The 18,567-nt window shown below is 63.7% G+C and carries 19 protein-coding genes; 5 read left to right on the top strand and 14 right to left on the bottom strand.

All coding sequences use genetic code 11. The features are described 5' to 3' along the window. Positions 1-167: 167 nt before the first annotated feature. Genes ispH through rnhA form a run of 3 tightly spaced genes read left to right on the top strand, consistent with a single transcriptional unit; the run spans position 168 to position 2,560 of the window. Positions 168-1,127, top strand: coding sequence for a 4-hydroxy-3-methylbut-2-enyl diphosphate reductase (ispH, locus tag JO965_RS19945; protein WP_203440744.1), 960 nt, complete (start codon positions 168-170; stop codon positions 1,125-1,127). Between the two features lie 3 nt (positions 1,128-1,130). Beyond that, positions 1,131-2,096: a homoserine kinase gene (locus tag JO965_RS19940; protein ID WP_203440743.1), complete on the top strand. Its 966-nt coding sequence runs from the start codon at positions 1,131-1,133 to the stop codon at positions 2,094-2,096. Then, positions 2,093-2,560, top strand: coding sequence for a ribonuclease HI (gene rnhA / locus JO965_RS19935; RefSeq protein ID WP_203440742.1), 468 nt, complete (start codon positions 2,093-2,095; stop codon positions 2,558-2,560). Before JO965_RS19940 ends, rnhA begins: the two co-directional genes overlap by 4 nt. A gap of 25 nt (positions 2,561-2,585) precedes the next feature. On the opposite strand, the gene JO965_RS19930 is transcribed toward rnhA, so the two are convergent. Further along, positions 2,586-3,068, bottom strand: a complete 483-nt coding sequence (locus JO965_RS19930) for a peroxiredoxin (RefSeq protein ID WP_203440741.1) — start codon at positions 3,066-3,068, stop codon at positions 2,586-2,588. Positions 3,069-3,107: 39 nt separating this feature from the next. Beyond that, positions 3,108-3,935, bottom strand: coding sequence for a protein-disulfide reductase DsbD domain-containing protein (locus tag JO965_RS19925; protein WP_203440740.1), 828 nt, complete (start codon positions 3,933-3,935; stop codon positions 3,108-3,110). Between the two features lie 105 nt (positions 3,936-4,040). On the opposite strand from JO965_RS19925, the gene JO965_RS19920 reads away from it, so the two are divergent. Next, positions 4,041-4,652, top strand: a complete 612-nt coding sequence (locus tag JO965_RS19920) for a YqgE/AlgH family protein (protein ID WP_203440739.1) — start codon at positions 4,041-4,043, stop codon at positions 4,650-4,652. 11 nt (positions 4,653-4,663) lie between these two features. Here the strand turns inward: JO965_RS19920 and JO965_RS19915 are convergent, their stop codons facing one another. From JO965_RS19915 to JO965_RS19900, 4 genes are all read right to left on the bottom strand, one after another. After that, positions 4,664-7,543: an EAL domain-containing protein gene (locus JO965_RS19915; protein ID WP_203440738.1), complete on the bottom strand. Its 2,880-nt coding sequence runs from the start codon at positions 7,541-7,543 to the stop codon at positions 4,664-4,666. A gap of 312 nt (positions 7,544-7,855) precedes the next feature. Further along, positions 7,856-9,139: a pitrilysin family protein gene (locus tag JO965_RS19910; RefSeq protein WP_203440737.1), complete on the bottom strand. Its 1,284-nt coding sequence runs from the start codon at positions 9,137-9,139 to the stop codon at positions 7,856-7,858. Beyond that, positions 9,136-10,551: a threonine synthase gene (gene thrC / locus JO965_RS19905; RefSeq protein ID WP_203440736.1), complete on the bottom strand. Its 1,416-nt coding sequence runs from the start codon at positions 10,549-10,551 to the stop codon at positions 9,136-9,138. Before thrC ends, JO965_RS19910 begins: the two co-directional genes overlap by 4 nt. Positions 10,552-10,627: 76 nt before the next feature. After that, a complete protein-coding gene (locus JO965_RS19900; RefSeq protein ID WP_203440735.1) occupies positions 10,628-11,155 on the bottom strand; it encodes a GNAT family N-acetyltransferase in 528 nt (175 codons plus the stop codon). A 233-nt stretch (positions 11,156-11,388) separates the two neighbouring features. On the opposite strand from JO965_RS19900, the gene JO965_RS19895 reads away from it, so the two are divergent. Next, on the top strand, positions 11,389-11,745 hold the full coding sequence (locus JO965_RS19895; RefSeq protein WP_203440734.1) for a hypothetical protein: 357 nt from the start codon (positions 11,389-11,391) through the stop codon (positions 11,743-11,745). Here JO965_RS19895 and JO965_RS19890 read toward each other — a convergent pair. The 8 genes from JO965_RS19890 to coxB form a co-directional block, all read right to left on the bottom strand. Then, positions 11,728-12,492 carry an SURF1 family protein gene (locus tag JO965_RS19890; protein WP_203440733.1) on the bottom strand — a complete coding sequence of 255 codons (765 nt, stop codon included), beginning with the start codon at positions 12,490-12,492 and terminating at the stop codon, positions 11,728-11,730. The genes JO965_RS19895 and JO965_RS19890 overlap by 18 nt on opposite strands. Next, positions 12,489-12,860, bottom strand: a complete 372-nt coding sequence (locus JO965_RS19885; RefSeq protein ID WP_203440732.1) for a DUF983 domain-containing protein — start codon at positions 12,858-12,860, stop codon at positions 12,489-12,491. Before JO965_RS19885 ends, JO965_RS19890 begins: the two co-directional genes overlap by 4 nt. A gap of 118 nt (positions 12,861-12,978) precedes the next feature. Then, a complete protein-coding gene (locus JO965_RS19880) occupies positions 12,979-13,842 on the bottom strand; it encodes a cytochrome c oxidase subunit 3 (protein ID WP_203440731.1) in 864 nt (287 codons plus the stop codon). 68 nt (positions 13,843-13,910) lie between these two features. Next, positions 13,911-14,501, bottom strand: coding sequence for a cytochrome c oxidase assembly protein (locus tag JO965_RS19875; protein ID WP_203440730.1), 591 nt, complete (start codon positions 14,499-14,501; stop codon positions 13,911-13,913). 21 nt (positions 14,502-14,522) lie between these two features. Further along, the gene (locus tag JO965_RS19870) at positions 14,523-14,684 is read right to left on the bottom strand and encodes a hypothetical protein (RefSeq protein ID WP_203440729.1); all 162 of its coding nucleotides are present in this window, start codon (positions 14,682-14,684) and stop codon (positions 14,523-14,525) included. A 4-nt stretch (positions 14,685-14,688) separates the two neighbouring features. After that, positions 14,689-15,645, bottom strand: a complete 957-nt coding sequence (locus tag JO965_RS19865) for a heme o synthase (RefSeq protein ID WP_203440728.1) — start codon at positions 15,643-15,645, stop codon at positions 14,689-14,691. 132 nt (positions 15,646-15,777) lie between these two features. Then, positions 15,778-17,397: a cytochrome c oxidase subunit I gene (ctaD, locus tag JO965_RS19860; protein WP_203440727.1), complete on the bottom strand. Its 1,620-nt coding sequence runs from the start codon at positions 17,395-17,397 to the stop codon at positions 15,778-15,780. Positions 17,398-17,425: 28 nt separating this feature from the next. Next, a complete protein-coding gene (coxB, locus tag JO965_RS19855) occupies positions 17,426-18,283 on the bottom strand; it encodes a cytochrome c oxidase subunit II (RefSeq protein ID WP_203444275.1) in 858 nt (285 codons plus the stop codon). Between the last annotated feature and the right edge of the window lie 284 nt (positions 18,284-18,567).

The raw sequence follows: 18,567 nt of genomic DNA, 5'->3' as shown, positions 1-18,567 counted from the left end.
GAGCATCGCCAGCGATTATCCAGCTCAATGCTCTGACTTTACGACCCCCACGCTCGATCCCTCCCCGCAAGGGGAGGGAAAAGGGCGTTTCTCGAGGCCATTCCCGCCGCGAAACTGCGTCGCTCCCGCTTGACAGGAGGGGCCTCGTCTCGCCACATCGCCAGATCATGACGAAGCCTTCTCTCGACATTCTGCTCTGTGCCCCGCGCGGCTTCTGCGCCGGGGTGGTGCGTGCCATCGATGCGGTCGAGAAGGCGCTCGCGATCCATGGGGCGCCGGTCTATGTGCGCCATGAGATCGTGCACAACAAATATGTCGTGGAAAACCTGAAGCGGAAGGGTGCGGTCTTCGTCCGGGAACTCGACGAGGTGCCCGACACCAAGGCTCCGGTGATCTTCTCGGCCCACGGGGTTCCCAAGTCCGTGCCGGAGGCCGCGCAGGCGCGCAACCTCTTCGGGATCGACGCCACCTGTCCGCTGGTGACCAAGGTCCATCGGGAGGCGCAGGTCCACCACAAGCGCGGCCGTCACATCATCCTGATCGGTCATGCGGGCCACCCGGAGGTCATCGGCACCATGGGCCAGTTGCCCGAGGGAGCGGCGACCCTGGTCGAGACCGTGGACGACATCGCCCGGCTGGAGCCCACCGATCCCGACAATCTCGCCTTCGTCACCCAGACGACCCTTTCAGTCGACGACACCCAGGACATGGTGGACGCGCTGAAGGCGCGGTTCCCCTCCATCGTCGGCCCGCACAAGGAAGACATCTGCTACGCCACCACGAACCGCCAGGGGGCGGTCAAGCGCGTGGCGCCGCAGGTGGACGCCATGATCGTGGTAGGCTCGCCCAACTCGTCCAACTCGCAGCGCCTGCGCGAGGTCGCCGAGCGGGAGGGCTGTCCCCTGGTGCGGCTGATCCTGCGCGCCGAGGACATCGACTGGTCTCTCTTCGGCAATATCCGCAGCCTCGGCATCACCGCCGGCGCTTCCGCGCCCGAGATCCTGGTCGAGGAAATCATCGACGCCTTCGCCGAGCGCTACGAGGTCTCGGTCGAGAGCGTGTCGACGGCGGATGAGAGCGTGTTCTTTCCTTTGCCTCGCGAGCTTCGTGAGCAGGCGGCGGAGTAAGCGGTGGCAGTCTATACGGAAGTCAGCGACGAGGAGCTCTCGGCCTTCCTCGAAACCTACGATATCGGCACGGTGCTGTCCTACAAGGGCATCGCCGAGGGCGTGGAGAACACCAATTATTTCCTCCACACCACGAAGGGCTCCTACATCCTCACCCTCTACGAGAGGCGGGTGCGGGAGGACGATCTGCCCTTCTTCCTCGGCCTGATGCAGCATCTGGCGCTGAAGGGACTCAACTGTCCGCTGCCGGTCAACAACCGCCGGGGCGAGCCTCTCGGTCGCGTCTCTGGGCGGCCTGCCGTGATCATCACGTTTCTCGAAGGCATCGCGGTCCGCCGTCCCACGGCGCAGCATTGCGGGGCGCTTGGCGCAGCGCTCGCGAAACTGCACCTCGCCGGACAGGATTTCGCCATGCAGCGGCCGAACGCGCTCTCGCTCGAAGCCTGGGCGCCGCTCTTCGCGCAGGCCGAGGCACAGGCCGACACGGTGTCGCCCGGTCTCGCGGAGCGGACGCGGCGGGAGCTCGCGAGCCTGCACGAGTCCTGGCCCCGCAACCTGCCGTCCGGCGTCATCCACGCGGACCTTTTTACCGACAACGTGTTCTTCATCGGCGCCGAAGTGTCGGGGCTGATCGATTTCTATTTCGCCTGCACGGATGCCTTCGCCTACGACGTCGCCATCTGTCTCAACGCCTGGTGCTTCGAGATCGATGCCTCGTTCAACCTCACCAAGGGCAGGGCAATGCTGGCGGGCTATCAATCCGTTCGCCGGCTCGAGCCGCAGGAGGTCGAGGCCCTACCGACCCTCTGCCGCGGTTCGGCCATGCGCTTCATGCTGACGCGCCTCGTGGACTGGCTCAACGTGCCGCCGGGTGCGCTGGTGAAGCCGAAGGATCCGTTGGAATACGACCGCAAGCTCAACTTCCACCGTCATGTGAAACACGCCCGCGAATACGGACTCGAAGCATGAGCGGCCCGGAGCGCGTGATGATCTACACGGACGGCGCCTGCTCGGGAAATCCCGGGCCGGGCGGCTGGGGCGCGATCCTGTTCTTCAAGGGCAGCGAGAAGGAGATCTCCGGCGGGGAGGCGCATACCACCAACAACCGCATGGAGATCCGCGCTGCGATCGAGGGGCTCAAGGCCCTCAAGCGATCCTGCGCCGTCGATCTGTTCACGGATTCGCAATATGTGCGCCAGGGCATCACTCAATGGATGCACAACTGGAAGCGGCGCGGATGGCGCACGGCCGACAACAAGCCGGTGAAGAACGAGGATCTGTGGCGGGAACTCGACGAAGCCGCGTCCCGGCACGATGTCGCCTGGCATTGGGTGAAGGGTCACGCGGACGATCCGACCAATATCCGCGTCGATGAACTCGCCGTTGCGGCGATGAAGCCCTTCAAGAAGCAGGGCCAGAGGGCAAGCGCTTAGCCCTCTGGTTTCTTAACGCGAAGGATCAAAGATCCTTCATGATGTTCTCGGCGCCGGAATGCTGCGCCTTGGAGGGTGCATCCTCCACATTGACCGCCTTCACGACTCCGTCGTCGACGACCATGGAATAGCGCTGCGAGCGCGTGCCGAGGCCGAAGCCCGAGCCGTCCATGGACAGGCCGATGGCCTTGGCGAAATCGGCATTGCCATCGGACAGAAACTCGATGCCCTCGGCGCTGGAGGCCTTGCCCCAGGCTTCCAGAACGAACACGTCGTTGACCGAGGTCACCAGGATGGAATCCACGCCCTTGGCCTTGATCTCGTCCTTCTTCTGCACGTAGCCCGGCAGGTGATTGCGATGGCAGGTCGGGGTGAAGGCGCCGGGCACGGCGACGAGAACCACCTTGCGGCCCTTGAACAGATCGTCGGTGGTTTTGGCCACGGGTCCGTCCGGCGTCATGATGCGGAAGGTGACCTGGGGAAGGCGTTCTCCAACCTGGATGGGCATGGGCTTAGTACTCCGAAGGGATGCCGTAATGCCTCTTCCCTAGCGCGGCTGGCCGTTGCCGTCGAGGCTGATCTCCGTTTCGACGGACTTGTCACCGGCTACCAGAGTCAGGCGCAGGGGAACCGGGCCTGAAGCATCCTTGGGCTTTTCCTCCACGGTCACGGTAAAGCGGTTCGCATCATCGGGCAGGGAAGTCGAGAGATACCAGCTCTCCGGACCCTCGGCGAAGAGGGAAGGTTTCACGCCCGCCGGAGCGCGCACCGTGACGGAATAGGCGGGCTTGTCCTGGGTCACGGGCTCGACGGAGAGGACGGACAAATCGGCCTGCGCGCCGAGTGCCTGCGGGCGCGGCACCTTCGCCAGAGCGGCTTCGATGGCGCTGCGTTCCGGGCCGTCCTTGGTCAGGTCCAGGGTCAGATCGGCGCGGGCCGGGATGCAGATGTCCTTGCAGACCCCGTATTCGGCGGAAAGGACAAGCTTGACCGGTTTGTCCTTCTCCTTGGCCTTCACGAGAACCGGCAGCACGACTTTCTTACCGTAGACATAGGCGACACCCGCGGCATCCATATGCCGGTAGGGGGCAGGATAGCGGACCTCGGTGCTGGCCACGTTCTCGGACCCCGACCAGTCGAATCGGGGTGGCAGGCCGGAATCGCCCGGGTTGCGCCAATAGGTCTTGAACCCCTTGTCGAGGGTGATCTCGATGCCGGCGAGCCATACCTCGCCTTGCTCACCGCCCGAGATCAGGCGGGCGCGGGAATTGAAGCCCTGGGACGCAGCGGACGGGTTGAGGGGTTGCGCGGCAATCGCGGTAAAGGACAAAATCAAAAAAATCGCAGCCGAAATGGCGCGGAGCATGAATGCCATGGAACTGACACCTCCCTGACGCGCTTCCCTTATGCATTTATCTTCGGGCCCGCCATCCACGATCCTGTGATTGGGCGGTGCGTCCGGCAAGGCAGAATTTAGGATATGGGCTCGCAGCTTCCTCCCTACGATACCGAATCCCCTTATCTGGACGGGCAGGTCCTCGTCGCCATGCCGGGCATGATGGACGAGCGCTTCGCGCGATCGGTCATCTATGTCTGCGCTCATTCGGCGGAAGGGGCGATGGGGATCGTCCTCAACCGGCCTGCCGCCAATCTGAACATGCCGGATCTGCTGGTGCAGCTCGAGATCCTTCCCGAACCGGAACGGATCCGGCTGCCACAGAAGGTGGGCAACATGCAGGTGCTGATGGGCGGGCCCGTGGAGACGAGCCGGGGCTTCGTCCTCCATTCCCCGGATTTTCACCTTGCCCAGTCGACCCTGCCTATCGATGACAGCATCTGCCTGACCGCGACCATCGACATCCTGCGCGCCATCGCCCGCGGTGACGGGCCGGAGAAGGCAGTGCTGGCGCTGGGCTACGCCGGCTGGGGCGCCGGGCAGCTCGAGATGGAGCTTCAGGCCAATGGCTGGCTCAACTGCCCGGCCGATGCGGAGCTGATCTTCAACACTGCCGCCGATCTGCGTTACGAGATGGCCCTGCGCGGGATCGGGATCGAGCCGGCCATGCTGTCCATGGAAACCGGCCACGCCTGAATATTGATGACTTAGGCTGCCGCTGGAGCCGCGCCGACGAGCTGGCGGGCCTGCAGCGTCGACATCGGCTCTCCGAAGACGGGACCCTGCGCATATTCGCAGCCGAGCTGGTAGAGCTCGATGGCTTCCGATTCGCTCTCCGCTCCTTCAGCCACAATCGCCATGCCGAGTTCATGCGCCATCTTGACGATGGAGCGCAGGATGACCGGTTTCCCGGAGGCCATCAGGCGCACGAAGGATTCATCCACCTTGATCGTGTCGAAGGGGAAGCGCTGCAGGTAGGAGAGGGCGGAATAGCCCGTTCCGAAATCGTCGAGCGAGAGGCCTGCTCCGAGATCGCGCAGACGTGTGAGCATCTGGGCCGAGTATTCCGGATTCTCCATCACGAGGCTCTCGGTCATCTCGATCTTGAGCGTGCCCGGGATGACACCGGTGCGGGCGATGACCGTCTTCACGTCCTGGAGCAGATCGTGGCGCAGCAGATGCTGGCTCGACATGTTGACGCTGGCGAAGATCGGCGGTTCGACCTCGAGCGCGTTCTGCCACGCGGCGAGCTCGCGGCCCGTCTGCTCCAGCAGGAAGACGCTGAGCTTGATGATGAGGCCGGTCTCTTCGGCGATCGACATGAAGTCTTCGGGCCCGATGCGGCCGAGACGTGGGTGATCCCAGCGTAGCATGGATTCGAAGCCGGCGATGGTCCGGTCTTCCAGGCGCACGATGGGTTTGAACAGCACCTTCATCTCGTTGCGGTCGAGAGCGTGGCGCAGATCGGTCTCCATCGTGAAATGATCGCTGCGATCCGAGCGCATGGTGGGTCGGAAGACCTCGATCCGGTCGCCGCCGTGACGCCGTGCGTGAGCCATGGCGATCTCGGCATTGCGCAACACCTCCTCGCGCCGCGCGGCGATCTGCGGATCGTAGAGGGCAATGCCGATGGAGGCGGTGAGGAAGATCTCGCGCTCGGCATAGGTGAAGGGCGTCGTCACGACGCGCCGGACCATGTCGGCAAAGGAGATGATGCGATCCGGTTCGCGCTCGGAGAGCAGGATGATCGCGAATTCGTCGCCCGAAATGCGCGCCAGGGTGTCCTGGGGCTTCAGCAGGCGGCTCAGGCGGCGGGACAGCGTGAGCAGCACCGAGTCGCCGGCCGCATAGCCGGCCGAAGCATTCGCGTCCTTCAGCTTGTCGATGTCGATGACGAGAACGGTAGGACGCAGGGAATCATCCTGGCTGGCGAAGGTCAGGGCCGCTTCCAGCCGGTCGTAGAAAAGCTGTCGGTTCGGCAGGCTCGTCAGGTTGTCGTGTACGGCATCGTGCAGCAGACGTTCTTCGGCGGTCTTGCTGTCCATCACGTCCGAAAGCGTGCCGACAATGCGCAGCACCTCGCCGTCCGACCCGATCACCGGGCGCGCCCTGAGGCGGAACCAGTGATGCGCGCCGGAGGCCGAGCGCAGGCGGAAATCCTGAGTCAGGCGGCCGCGACGCTGCTCGATCACCGCGTCGAGGGCGAGCCGGTAGCGGTCCTTGTCGAAGGGATGGATCAGATCGAGCCAAGCGGAAGCCGGGCCTTCGAGCGAGCCGCGCTTGAGCCCGAGCTGGTGCTCGACCTCCGGGCTGACGAAGATGTTGTCGGAAACCACATCCCAATCGAACACGATATCGCCGGCACCGGTCAGGGCAAGTGCCCGGCGTTCCGTGTCGTTCATGAAGCCGCGCGTAAACGCGCCGCCGGCAAAGGCGTGCTGCAGGACCGTGAAGCCGATCAGCATGACCACCAGAACGAGCCCGCCGACGAGGGCTGGGGGGACGAGATCCGACGAGAGCTGACCCACGACCGTGAAGCTCGCCGCCGTCACCCAGGTCACCAGGAGAAGCCAGGTCGGAACGAGCATGACCGCGCGGTCATAGCCATGCGTTGCCAGATAGATCACGAGCACGAAGCCGATACCGGCCACGGCCGCAATCGATATGCGCGCCACACCCGAGGCGACCGGCGGATCGACGATGGCGAGCGCCACCATGGCGCCGAGGAACACCAGCCAGAAGGCCGTCACGTGGCTGTAGCGCACGTGCCAGCGGTTGAGATTGAGATAGGCGAAGAGGAAGACGAGAAGCGTCGCCGCGAGCACCGCCTCGGCACCGGCGCGATAGATCTGTTCCGTCGCTTCGGTGATGGGGAAGATGCGCTGGAAGAAGCCGAAATCGATGCAGGCATAGGCCAGCACTGCCCAGGCCAGAGCCGCGGCTGCTGGGAAGATCAGCGCACCCTTCACCACGAAGACAATGGTGAGGAAGAGGGCGAGCAGGCCCGCGATGCCGATGATGATGCCTTTGTAGAGGGTCAGCCCGTTGACGCGATCCTTGTAGGCGTCAGCATCCCAGAGATGGAGCTGGGGCAGGTTGTTGGAGCGCAGCTCCGCCACGAAGGTGACGGTCGTTCCCGGATCGAGGGTGATGAGGAAGATATCCGCATCCTCGCTGTCGTCGCGGTCGGGTCTGATGCCCTGGCTGGCCGTGATCGCCGCGATACGGGTCGCGCCGAGGTCCGGCCAGAGAACGCCGGAGTCGGTAAGCCGGAAATGCGGAGCGACCAGGAGGCGGTCCACCTGCTCGTCGGTGTCGTTGGTGAGCGCGAAGACGATCCAGTCCGGCCGGGTGCCGGCCTCACGGGCCTTCACGGCAATGCGGCGGACGATGCCGTCGCGCCCCGGGGCGGTCGAGATCCGGATCTCGTCCCCGTCCGAGTTGTAGCGCTCGATGGCCGGGGTGAGGTCGATGGCCTTCATCTTAGGGTCGACGCGAACGGATTCCACCGCCCAGCCCGACGACGGTAAAGCCAGCCCCAGGAAGATCGCCAAAAGAAGGGTTATGGCGAAAGATACGATCCGCAATGCTTCGGTCTTTCGTCCGGTACTAAAACAATGGAACAGGATTGGTACCGGTCAGGAGGCTTGAGGGCAAGGCGGAGCCGGAGAGGCTCCCCACTTGTCCGCAGGACTCATTGATTATTGTTACCAGAGCATCGGACCCAAAAGTGGATTGCACTTTTGGGTTGTATCCGATGCCCCATCTCTAATGCGCATCGTTTGGCGCGGAAAACCGGGGGCACTTTTCCGCACGATGCGCAAGGTGGCCATGAGGCCGGTTTGCGGCGGGATTAGGGAGAATCAGCCGTGATCATAGGGAAGGGGTGGCGGAAAAATTCAGCCACGTAGCCCCGAGGCGATGGCATCCAGAGGCGGCAGGTCCTTGATGGGGCCGATGGCCGCCAAGGTCGGAGCACCCTGCAGAAGCCGGCGTCCCGCTTCGCGGACATGGCCCACCTCGAGGGCATCGACCTTCCTGACGATCTCCTCGCTAGCTACCACGCGTCCCCAGGACAGAAGCTGGCGGGCCACGCGCTCGATCCGGCCGCCTGGGGTCTCAAGGGCCGTGAGGAGGGCCACCTTCATCTGCGCCTTGGCGCGCACGAGTTCGATCTCACTGATGTCGCGGGTTGCCTGCTCCATGCAGGCGAGCGTCACGTCCATCAGCTCGCGCACGTCCGAGCCCGCCGTTCCCGCGCCGATGCCGAAAAGGCCGCAATCGGAGAAGGGCCAGTGGAAGGAATCGATGGAATAGGCGAGGCCGCGAGTTTCGCGCACCTCGTGCCAGAGACGCGAGGTCAGCCCGCCGCCAAGCATGTGGGCGAAGAGGTGAACGGCGTAATAGCCGGGATCCTTGAACGAAAGGCCCGGCAGGCCCAGCACGATATTGGCCTGTTCGAGTTTCCGCGAAATTCGCCGCTCGCCGCCCGTGTACCGCCCTGGTTCCGGCTGCTGCGGGGTGACGGCCGGCATTCCGCCGAAGAGGCGTTCCGCCATGTCGACGATCTGGGCATGCTCCACGTCGCCTGCTGCGGCCAGAACCATCTTGCCGGGCGTGTATTCACGGGCGAGGAAGGCGCGGATCGTCGCCTCGTCGAAGCTCTTGATCGTGTCAGGCGTGCCGAGGATCGGACGTCCGACCGCCTGGCCCGAGAACGCCGTTTCCATGAAGGCGTCGTAGATCAGGTCATCCGGCGTATCCTCGACGGCGGCGTATTCCTGCAGGATCACGCCCTTTTCGCGCGCGAGCTCGCCGGCGTCGAAGGCGGAATTGATCAGGATGTCGCCCAAAACATCGAGCGCGACGTCCACGTTCTCGCCAAGAACGCGGGCCGTGTAGCTCGTATATTCGACGCTGGTCGCGGCGTTGATGTCGCCGCCCACATTTTCGATATCTTCGGCGATCTGGCGCGCGGAGCGGCGCGCCGTACCCTTGAAGGCCATATGCTCGATGAGGTGGGACAGGCCATGCTCATGGGCCTGCTCATGCCGCGAGCCGGTGCCGACCCAGACGCCGAGCGTCGCAGTGGCGATCTCGGGCATGCGTTCGGTCGCCACCATCAGGCCGTTGGACAGGGTGGAGATGTCGACCCGCTTCTCGCGGACGAAATGCTGATTCATGCGGCAGCGCCTTTGACCGCCCGCGCGCGCTCGCGGATGAAGCGCTCGACCGCAGTCTGGTCGTTGGGGAGAACCGTGAAGCTCTCCTTGCGCTCCATCAGATCAGCCATGTGCGGCGGAAGTGCGGGGCGAATGCCCGTCGCGCGCTCGACTGCATCTGGAAATTTCGCGGGATGAGCCGTGGACAGGGCGACGACAGGGACTTCAGGATTCTCTTTAAGCAGAGCGCGTCCGGCGCGCGTGCCGACGGCGCTGTGCGGATCGAGCACGTAGCCGGTGGCGCGATAGGTCTCGGCCATCTCCGCGACGACGTTGTCTTCGTTCACGGCGGCGGCCGAGAATTCCTTGCGGATGCGTGCGAGCGGCTCCGCATCGATGGCGAAGGCGCGCGATTGGTTGAGGCTCGCCATGAGGCGGCGGATCGCCTCCCCGTTGCGGCCGTAAGCCTCGAACAGCAGCCGCTCGAAATTGGACGAGATCTGGATGTCCATGGACGGTGAGGTCGTAGGCTGCACGCCCTTGATCTCATAGGAACCGGAGCCGAGCGTGCGGGCCAAAATATCGTTGGCATTGGTGCCGATCATCAGCCGTTCGATGGGCAGGCCCATGCGCTTGGCGACCCAGCCGGCGAGGATGTCGCCGAAATTGCCGGTGGGCACGGAGAAGGACACCGGCCGGTGAGGGGAGCCCAGCGCAACGGCGGCGGTGAAGTAATAGACGGCTTGAGCGGCGACGCGGGCCCAGTTGATCGAGTTCACGCCCGAGAGCTGCAGTTCGTCGCGGAAGCGGGCATGGTTGAACATGGCCTTCACCATGTTCTGGCAATCGTCGAAGGTGCCTTCGACCGCGAGTGCATGCACGTTCGGCGAAGCCAATGTCGTCATCTGCCGGCGCTGCACGTCCGAGACGCGGCCATGCGGGTAGAGGATGAAGATATCGACCTGATCGAGACCCTTGAAGGCCTCGACCGCGGCGCTGCCGGTATCGCCGGATGTTGCGCCGACGATGGTGGCGCGGGCTCCACGGGCTTTGAGCACATGGTCCATGAGGCGGCCCAGAAGCTGCATCGCCACGTCCTTGAAGGCGAGCGTGGGGCCGTGGAAGAGTTCGAGCACGAACAGGTTGTCGCTAAGCTGCGTCAGCGGGCAGACGGCGGCGTGCCGGAACGAGGCATAGGACTCATCGATCATCCGGCCGAGCGCGGTCTCGGGAATATCGCCGTCGACCAGCGGACCGAGCACGGCTTTCGCAACCTCGGCATAGGGCTTGCCGGCAAAGTCCCGGATCGTGTCAGCGGAGAGGGCTGGCCAGCTTTCCGGCAGGTAGAGGCCTCCGTCGCGGGCGAGACCGGTCAGCAGAGCATCGGCGAAACCGAGCGCCGGGGCTTCCCCCCGGGTCGAGACATGGAGCACGGTGGATCTCCTGGGAAATTCGGCCGGACATTAGGAGGCATGGCCGGACACGGCAAGCCGCATCCGGTCGCAGATTTCAAGCTTTTATCCGCGCCATGGCATAGGCATCGACGAAGGCGCCCGCCCGGAAGGCGAATTCCCGGTGCGTGCCCTCGGTCTCGAACCCGTGACGCTTGTAGAGCGCGATGGCCGGTGCGTTGTCCACATAGACCGTGAGTTCGATCCGGCGCAGGTTCAGCCAGTCGTCGGCGATCATGATCAGTTCGCGCAGCAGCCTTGAGCCGATGCCTTGCCCGTGGAAATCATCGTGCAGGCCCATGCCGAGATAGGCGATGTGAGAGCGCCGGCCCTGGAGGCGCTCGAAACCCCCGTTGCCGATGATCCGGCCGTCCTTCTCGACCACGAGGCTGACATTGCCCGGGGCCATATTCTCCAGCCATTTCCGGGTCGCCTCCGGTGTCTGATGAGGCAGGCGCAGGGTGCCCCAGCGATAACCGGGCATATTTCCCAACGCCGCAATTCCCTCGCAATCGGCGGGACGTGCTGCACGGATGACGATGCCGTCGGCGGGACTGGGTGGATGAATGGCTTCCTGGGTGTTCATGTCGCTCTCCTCTGGATGGGACGGAGGCGAATCGAACTCTTGGAAAAGCCCTGCTCGTCTCCGCAGAGCTTTCGGAAAATGCTTACGCTTGTCAGACGCGCAAAGCCTCTCCCGTACGCCCTGCAAGGCGCATCGTGAGATGGGTTACGGTCGTCATGAGCGTGAACATGGTAGTATGGTACAGTGGCTAGGACGATAAGCCAAGCTCGCCTCGTTCGGAGATGCTTTCGCCCATGCGTATGACCCGGACCGATTGGATCCTGCTGCCTTTTCTGGTCGGCGTGCTGGCGGGCGTGGTCGTGGGGGTGTTCTTGCTCGCGGGCTTCCTGGGCTTAGGCGTTCTCGGCCTTATCGTCGGCGTCATGGCCCAGCGTATCGAGATGGAGAAGGATGGCGCTGTCGGCCATTCCCAGGCGACCTCGCTCTATGCTCAGCAGATCAAGGCCCAGGAGAGCATGACCCGCGCCGAGCGGGCGGAGCGGAAGGCGGAGAATGAGGCGCTATTGAAGGTGCTCTTCATCGCCAAGGTCGTCAGCGCCGGACTGATCATCCTCGGCTTCGGCTTCTTCGTCCTATTCCAGCTCGACTGATTCCGGCCCCTTCAGCCGGCGCCAAGCGAAGGCGGCGAAGACGCCGATCAGGGTGAGCGCGATGCCGAACCAGGTGACCGCATATTGCAGATGGTTGTTCGGCACGGTGAGCGGGGTCTGCCCGCCGCGCGGCCAGCTGCCCGGATTGGGGCTCGCATCCGCATCGATCAGGAAGGGCGCGACACGCTCGAGCTTGTGGGCCGCGGCGATGGCCTGCGGATCGCGGGCGAACCACTGATTCTTGGCGGGGTCGTCGTTCGGCGTGAAGGGATTGCGGGGCTCGGGCGCACGCACGAGGCCGGTGATCGTCACCTCGCCCTGGGGCTGGCTTTCAGGCCGGCGGACCGGATCGCGCAGATCCGTGGGCACGAATCCCCGGTTGATCATCACGATGGCGCCGGTTGCGGGCTTCAGGGGCGTGATCAGGTAATAGCCTTGGATCGGCGCGCCCTGGCGCTCGCCGGGAGCGAGGCCGTAAACGGGGGCTTCGAACTCGTGCAGGAACGTGCCGGTTATGCGCACCTTCCGGAACTCGTCCTGGTCCGCACGCCAGGTGGCCCAGTCCGACTCTGGGACGATGGCGCCGGGATCGCCGTAGGCCCGGGCCTCGATCTGCGCGATCAGGTCTTCCTTCCAGGCCTTGCGCTGGAGCTGCCAGGTGCCGAGACCGATCAGGATGGCGAGTGCGACGAGCGCCGCCAGACCGGGAAGGATCAGCGAGCGGCCATTGTGGGTCGAGGCCGTCACTTCTGGAAGCGCCCTTCCTCGGCCTTGTGGTGGTACTGCAGGTTCACGAGAACGCCCTTGAGCGGCCGGACGAGGAGGAGGCTCAGGATGATGCTCAAGGCCGTCCACATGACGAGGTGGAGCCAGATCGGCGGGGAATAGGCGAACTCGGCCCAGAGAGCGAGGGCCACCACCACGATGCCGACGAAGGACATGACGAAGAAGGCCGGGCCGTCGCCCGTATCGGCAAAGGCGAGGTCGAGGCCGCAGACCTCGCATTTCGGCTGAACCTTCAGATAGCCCTGGAACAGATGTCCCTTGCCGCAGCGGGGGCATAGGCCCTTGAGGCCGGTGGTGATCGGCGAGGGGGCGGAAGGATCGCGGGCCACGGCTTTTCTCCAGAAGCTTACCGGTCAACGAACTCCATGGTCGATGGTGCCGTGGAGTCCAAATGCAAAGGGCGGCTTTTGAAGCCGCCCCTGCTCAATCGTATTGCGGTGAGCGGGGTCAGTGACCGCCGCCGGCCACGGGGCCGCCGTAGCCCCACACATAGATGGCGGCGAAGAGGAACAGCCACACCACGTCGACGAAGTGCCAGTACCAGGCGGCGAATTCGAAGCCGAGGTGCTGCTTGGGCGTGAAGTCGCCGCGATAGGTGCGCAGCAGGCAGACGGCCAGGAAGATCGTGCCGATGATCACATGCGCGCCGTGGAAGCCCGTCGCCATGAAGAAGGTGGCGCCGTAGATGTTGCCTTTGAAGCCGAAGGCCGCATGGCTGTACTCGTAGGCCTGAACGAAACTGAACAAGAGGCCCAGGATCACCGTGAGCCACAGGCCCGCCTTGAGGCCCTGGCGGTCGTTCTCCAGAAGCGCATGGTGCGCCCAGGTGACCGTGGTGCCGGAGGTGAGCAGGATCAGGGTGTTGAGAAGCGGCAGGTGCCAGGGATCGAAGGTCTCGATGCCCTTCGGGGGCCACACGCCGCCGAGAGCCTCGACGCGCGCGTAGAGCTGCGGATCGCCGGCATAGAGAGCGGCATCAAAATAGGCCCAGAACCAGGCGGCGAAGAACATCACCTCGGAGGCGATGAACATGATCATGCCGTAGCGGTGGTGAAGCTGGACCACGCGGGTATGGAAGCCGGTATTGGCCTCCTTCACGACGTCGGTCCACCAGCTCAGCATGGTGTAAAGCACGCCGATGATGCCTGCGCCGAAGATGAAGGGGCCGAGATGCATCCCGGCGATGGTCAGGGCTTTCCACCAGGTCACGAACCCTGCCGCCATCAGGAAGGCACTGACCGCGCCGATGAGCGGCCACGGGCTCGGTTCAAGAATGTGGTAGTCGTGGTTCTTGGCGTGGGCCTCGGCCATTTCGTGTCGTCTCCGTGCCTCGAATGTGAACTCGCTTTAAGACGTTTCCGCCCAGCTTGTCACGTCCCTTATTGAGCAATGGGTTTGGTGGATGATGTCGCCTCCGCCACCGGCTGGCCCCCCTTGGAGGGGAAGTAGGTGTAGGAGAGGGTGAGGGAGGTCAGGTCCTTCACGTCGGCGTCCTGCACGAGGCGGGGGTCGACGTAGAACACGACCGCTGATTCCAGGGTCTCGCCCGGCTGCAGGGTCTGCTCGGTGAAGCAGAAGCATTCGAGCTTGGAGAAATAGGTGCCGGCCAGATCCGGCTGCACGTTGTAGGTGGCTATGCCGGTGCTGGGCTTATCACCCGCATTGGTGACCTTGTAGTAGACCGTCGTGGTCTCGCCGAGCTTGACCTTGACCTCTGGCTTTTCCGGCGAAAAGCGCCAGTTCAGACCGGGCGCGACATTGGAGTCGAAGCGAACGGCAATCGTCCGGTCCATGACCTCCGAGCCGTTCTCGTCGCGGACGATCGGAGTGCCGCCGAAGCCGGTGACCTTGCAGAAGAGATCGTAGAGCGGCACGGAAGCATAGGCGAGGCCGACCATTCCCACGACGACGCCGGCGCAGGCGAAGGCCGTACGGTGCATCTTGCGCTGGAGATTGGATGTTTCAGCCATCGGTTCTATCTCAGGTTCATCTCACATGGGGCGCTGCATGACGCCCGGTCCGAGCTTCGCGATCGTAACCACGTAGAAAATCAGCACGAGAGCACCGAGAACGAGCGCCAGAGCGAGCGAACGCTTGCGACGCCGCTTCTGTTCCTCGGTCGTCAGGCTGTGAGGGGCTTTGTTATCCGCCATTCGATCACCCAAAGACCGGCCGGAAGAAGCCGAAGCCATGCTCCGCGAGAAGCGTTGCGAAGAGCAGGAAGAGATAAAGGATCGAGAAGCCGAAGAGCTGCTGAGCCACCCGCATGGCAGGCTCGCCTTGGCGCAGGCGATAGACCTGCACGGCGAGCGCCAGCATGCCGAGGCCGCCGATCGTCGCGATGATGGCATAGGCCAGTCCGCCGAAGCCAAGAGCCACCGGAGCGAGACCGAGCGGGACGAGCAGAACGGTATAGGCGAGAATCTGGAAGCGCGTGGAATCGGGGCCGGCGACGTTCGGCATCATAGGAATGCCGGCGCGCTCGTAGTCGCCCGACTTCACCAGGGCGAGCGCCCAGAAGTGCGGTGGCGTCCACATGAAGATGATCGCGAACAGCACGATGCTGTCCCAAGCGACGTGGCCGGTGACGGCAGCCTGCGCGACGATCGGGGGGAGGGCGCCGGCCGCACCGCCGATGACGATATTCTGCGGCGTCGAACGCTTCAGCCACATAGAATAGATGACCACGTAGAAGAAGATTGTGAAGGCGAGCAGCCCGGCCGCGAGCCAGTTGCTGACGAGACCGAGAATGATCACCGAGCCGACGGAGAGCGTCACGCCGAAGGCCAGAGCCTCTCCCGGTTGGATCTTGCCGGCCGGAATCGGACGCTTGCGGGTGCGGGTCATCACGGCGTCGATATCCGCATCCCACCACATGTTCAGGCAGCCGGAGGCTCCGCCGCCGACGGCGATCATCAGAAGCGATACGAAAGCCACGACCGGGTGAACATTCGGATGACTCACGACCATGCCGACCAGCGCCGTGAACACGACAAGAAACATCACGCGCGGCTTGAGAAGAGCGAAGAAGTCGGACACGTCACCCTGCGACAGGCCTGCCGTGGCAAGGTGCTCTGCTTGGGTTTCGGTCAAACTGTTCGACATGGTGCTCATAACTGATTGATCTTCCGAAATGCCGGGACGAGGCCAAAAAGGCCTGTGGATTGTCGGCTCCTCGCCGGAAGGCTTGAAATCGCAAGCCCTCTGGGGAGGAGCGGGCGGCGCGGTGCCGCCCACTCGTTTCATTTAGTGCCCGGTGTCGACGACGCGGGGCAGCGTCTCGAACTGGTGGTACGGAGGCGGAGAGGACAGGGTCCATTCCAGCGTCGTCGCACCCTCACCCCACGGATTGTCGGCAGCCTTTTCCTTGCGAATGAAGGAATAGACGACGCCAAACATGAAGATGAAGAGGCCGGCGAAGAAGATGTAGGAACCGATCGAAGAGACGAGGTTCCAGCCCGCGAAGGCATCCGGATAATCCGCATAGCGACGGGGCATGCCGGAGAGGCCGAGGAAGTGCATCGGGAAGAACAGCACGTTGGCGCCGATGAACGCGACCCAGAAGTGCAACTTGCCGATCCAGTCGGGCATCATGTAGCCGGTGATCTTCGGGAACCAGTAGTAGATGCCAGCAAAGATCACGAAGACAGCGCCGAGCGACAATACGTAGTGGAAGTGAGCCACCACATAGTAGGTGTCGTGCATGTAGCGGTCGATGGGAGCATTCGCCAGCACGACGCCGGTGACGCCACCGACCGTGAACAGGAACACGAAGCCCATGGCCCACTGCATCGCTGCCGTGAAGCGGATGGAGCCTCCCCACATGGTGGCGATCCACGAGAAGATCTTCACGCCGGTGGGAACCGCGATCACCATCGTGGCGAACACGAAGTAGGCCTGGGTCTGGAGCGAGAGGCCGACGGTGTACATGTGGTGCGCCCACACGACGAAGCCGACCACGCCGATCGCCACCATGGCATAGGCCATGCCGAGATAACCGAAGATCGGCTTCTTGGAGAAGGTGGAGATGATGTGGGACACGATGCCGAAGGCCGGCAGGATCATGATGTACACTTCGGGGTGGCCGAAGAACCAGAACAGGTGCTGGTAGAGCACCGGATCACCACCGCCGGACGGCTCGAAGAAGGTCGTGCCGAAGTTGCGGTCGGTGAGCAGCATCGTGATCGCGCCCGCGAGAACCGGCAGCGACAGGAGCAGCAGGAACGCCGTCACCAGCATGGCCCAGGCGAAGAGCGGCATCTTGTGCAGCGTCATGCCCGGAGCGCGCATGTTGAGGATCGTCGTGATGAAGTTGATCGCGCCGAGGATCGAGGCCGCACCGGCGAGGTGCAGGGCCAGGATGCCGAAGTCGAGTGCGGGACCCGGATGGCCCGTGGTCGAGAGCGGCGGATAAACCGTCCAGCCGCCGCCGAAGCCGAGCGAGCCCGGAGCGCCTTCGACGAAGAGCGAGCAGAGCATCAGGCCAAAGGCCGAAACGGTGAGCCAGAACGAGATGTTGTTCATCCGCGGGAAGGCCATGTCGGGCGCGCCGATCATGATCGGGATGAACCAGTTGCCGAAGCCGCCGATCAGCGTGGGCATCACCATGAAGAACACCATGATGAGGCCGTGGCCGGTGACGAAGACGTTGAAGGCTTGCGGATTCGCGAAATACTGAAGGCCGGGATCCTGCAGCTCCAGGCGCATGGCGATGGAGAGAAGGCCGCCGACGATGCCTGCCGTGAAGCCGAAGATGAGGTAGAGCGTGCCGATATCCTTGTGGTTCGTGGAATAGAACCACCGGCGCCAGAAGGTCGGAAGGTGATCGTGGTGATCCGCGTGAGCGGCATCAGCTGCATGTGCCATGATGAGACCTCTGTGGTCCTTCTTACAATTACTGAGCGGTCGCGAACTTGAGCGGGGCAGGGCTCTCGGTCGAAGCATACTTCTGCTTCGCCTCGGTCAGCCATGCGGCATAATCCTGCTCGCTCACGACACGGATTTCGATCGGCATGTAGGGGTGGCCGTTGCCGCAGAGCTCCGAGCACTGGCCGTAATAGACGCCCACCTTATCGGCCTTGAACCAGGTCTCGTTCAGGCGGCCGGGAACCGCGTCGACCTTGATGTAGAAGGATGGCATGGCGAAGGCGTGGATCACGTCGGCGGAGGTCACCTGGACCCGCACGACCTTGCCCACCGGCACGACCATGGCGTTGTCGGCGCCGAGCAGTCGCGGCTGGTCGGACTTCAGATCCTTGGCTTCGGTGATCATGTTCGAATCGAACTTGAAGCCGCCGCCCTGGTCGGCCGGGTATTCATAGCCCCAGTACCAGGAAAAGCCGGTGGCCTTCACCACGAGATCGGCCTGCGGCGGCACGAGCTGCTGGCGCAGAAGACGGAAGGACGGGATGGCGATCGCCACGAGGATCAGCACAGGAACGATGGTCCAGGCCACCTCGAGCAGGGTGTGATGGGTGGTCCTTGAAGGAACCGGATTCTTGTTCTCGTTGAAGCGGGCAACGACCGCAAGGAGCAGGGCCAGCACGAAAAGGCAGATCACGGTGATCAGCCAGAGAAGGTAGGTGTGGAAGTTGGACACGCTCTGTCCCAACTCGGTCACCATCTCCTGCATGCCCATTTCCCAGGGGGAGGGCCTGCCGGCGGCAGCGCACGCCTCACTTATGCCCAACACAAGTGCGACCGCTGCCGTGGAGAGGGCGGTCACCGATCGACGTCCAGTCTCGATCCGCATCGGCGTTCCAAAGCTCCTAAAGATGTGATGGCCAAGGGCCATGAAAGCATCGGGGAAGGCGCGGGCGTGCGGAAAGCGGTGCCCGGCTTGCGCCATCACCTTTGATCTGCGTCAAAGATCACAGGACGCGCTTAAGCGCAACGGTAGAAGCGTTCCAAACTGTGCGTCATAACCGCCAAAAATCATTTCGACCCTCCAAACGGTCCCTCTCGCTTGACATCGCGCCCTCTGCCATGGTCCCAACGGGCCAAAGATGGATTTAAAGCGGCGGCCGGCCGCGACCC

Origin of the sequence: Microvirga sp. VF16 (assembly GCF_016864375.1) — a bacterium.
In the GTDB taxonomy this organism is placed as follows: Bacteria; Pseudomonadota; Alphaproteobacteria; order Rhizobiales; family Beijerinckiaceae; genus Microvirga.
Note: the sequence above shows the minus strand (reverse complement) of the source record. Positions and strands in the feature narration are given on the sequence as shown.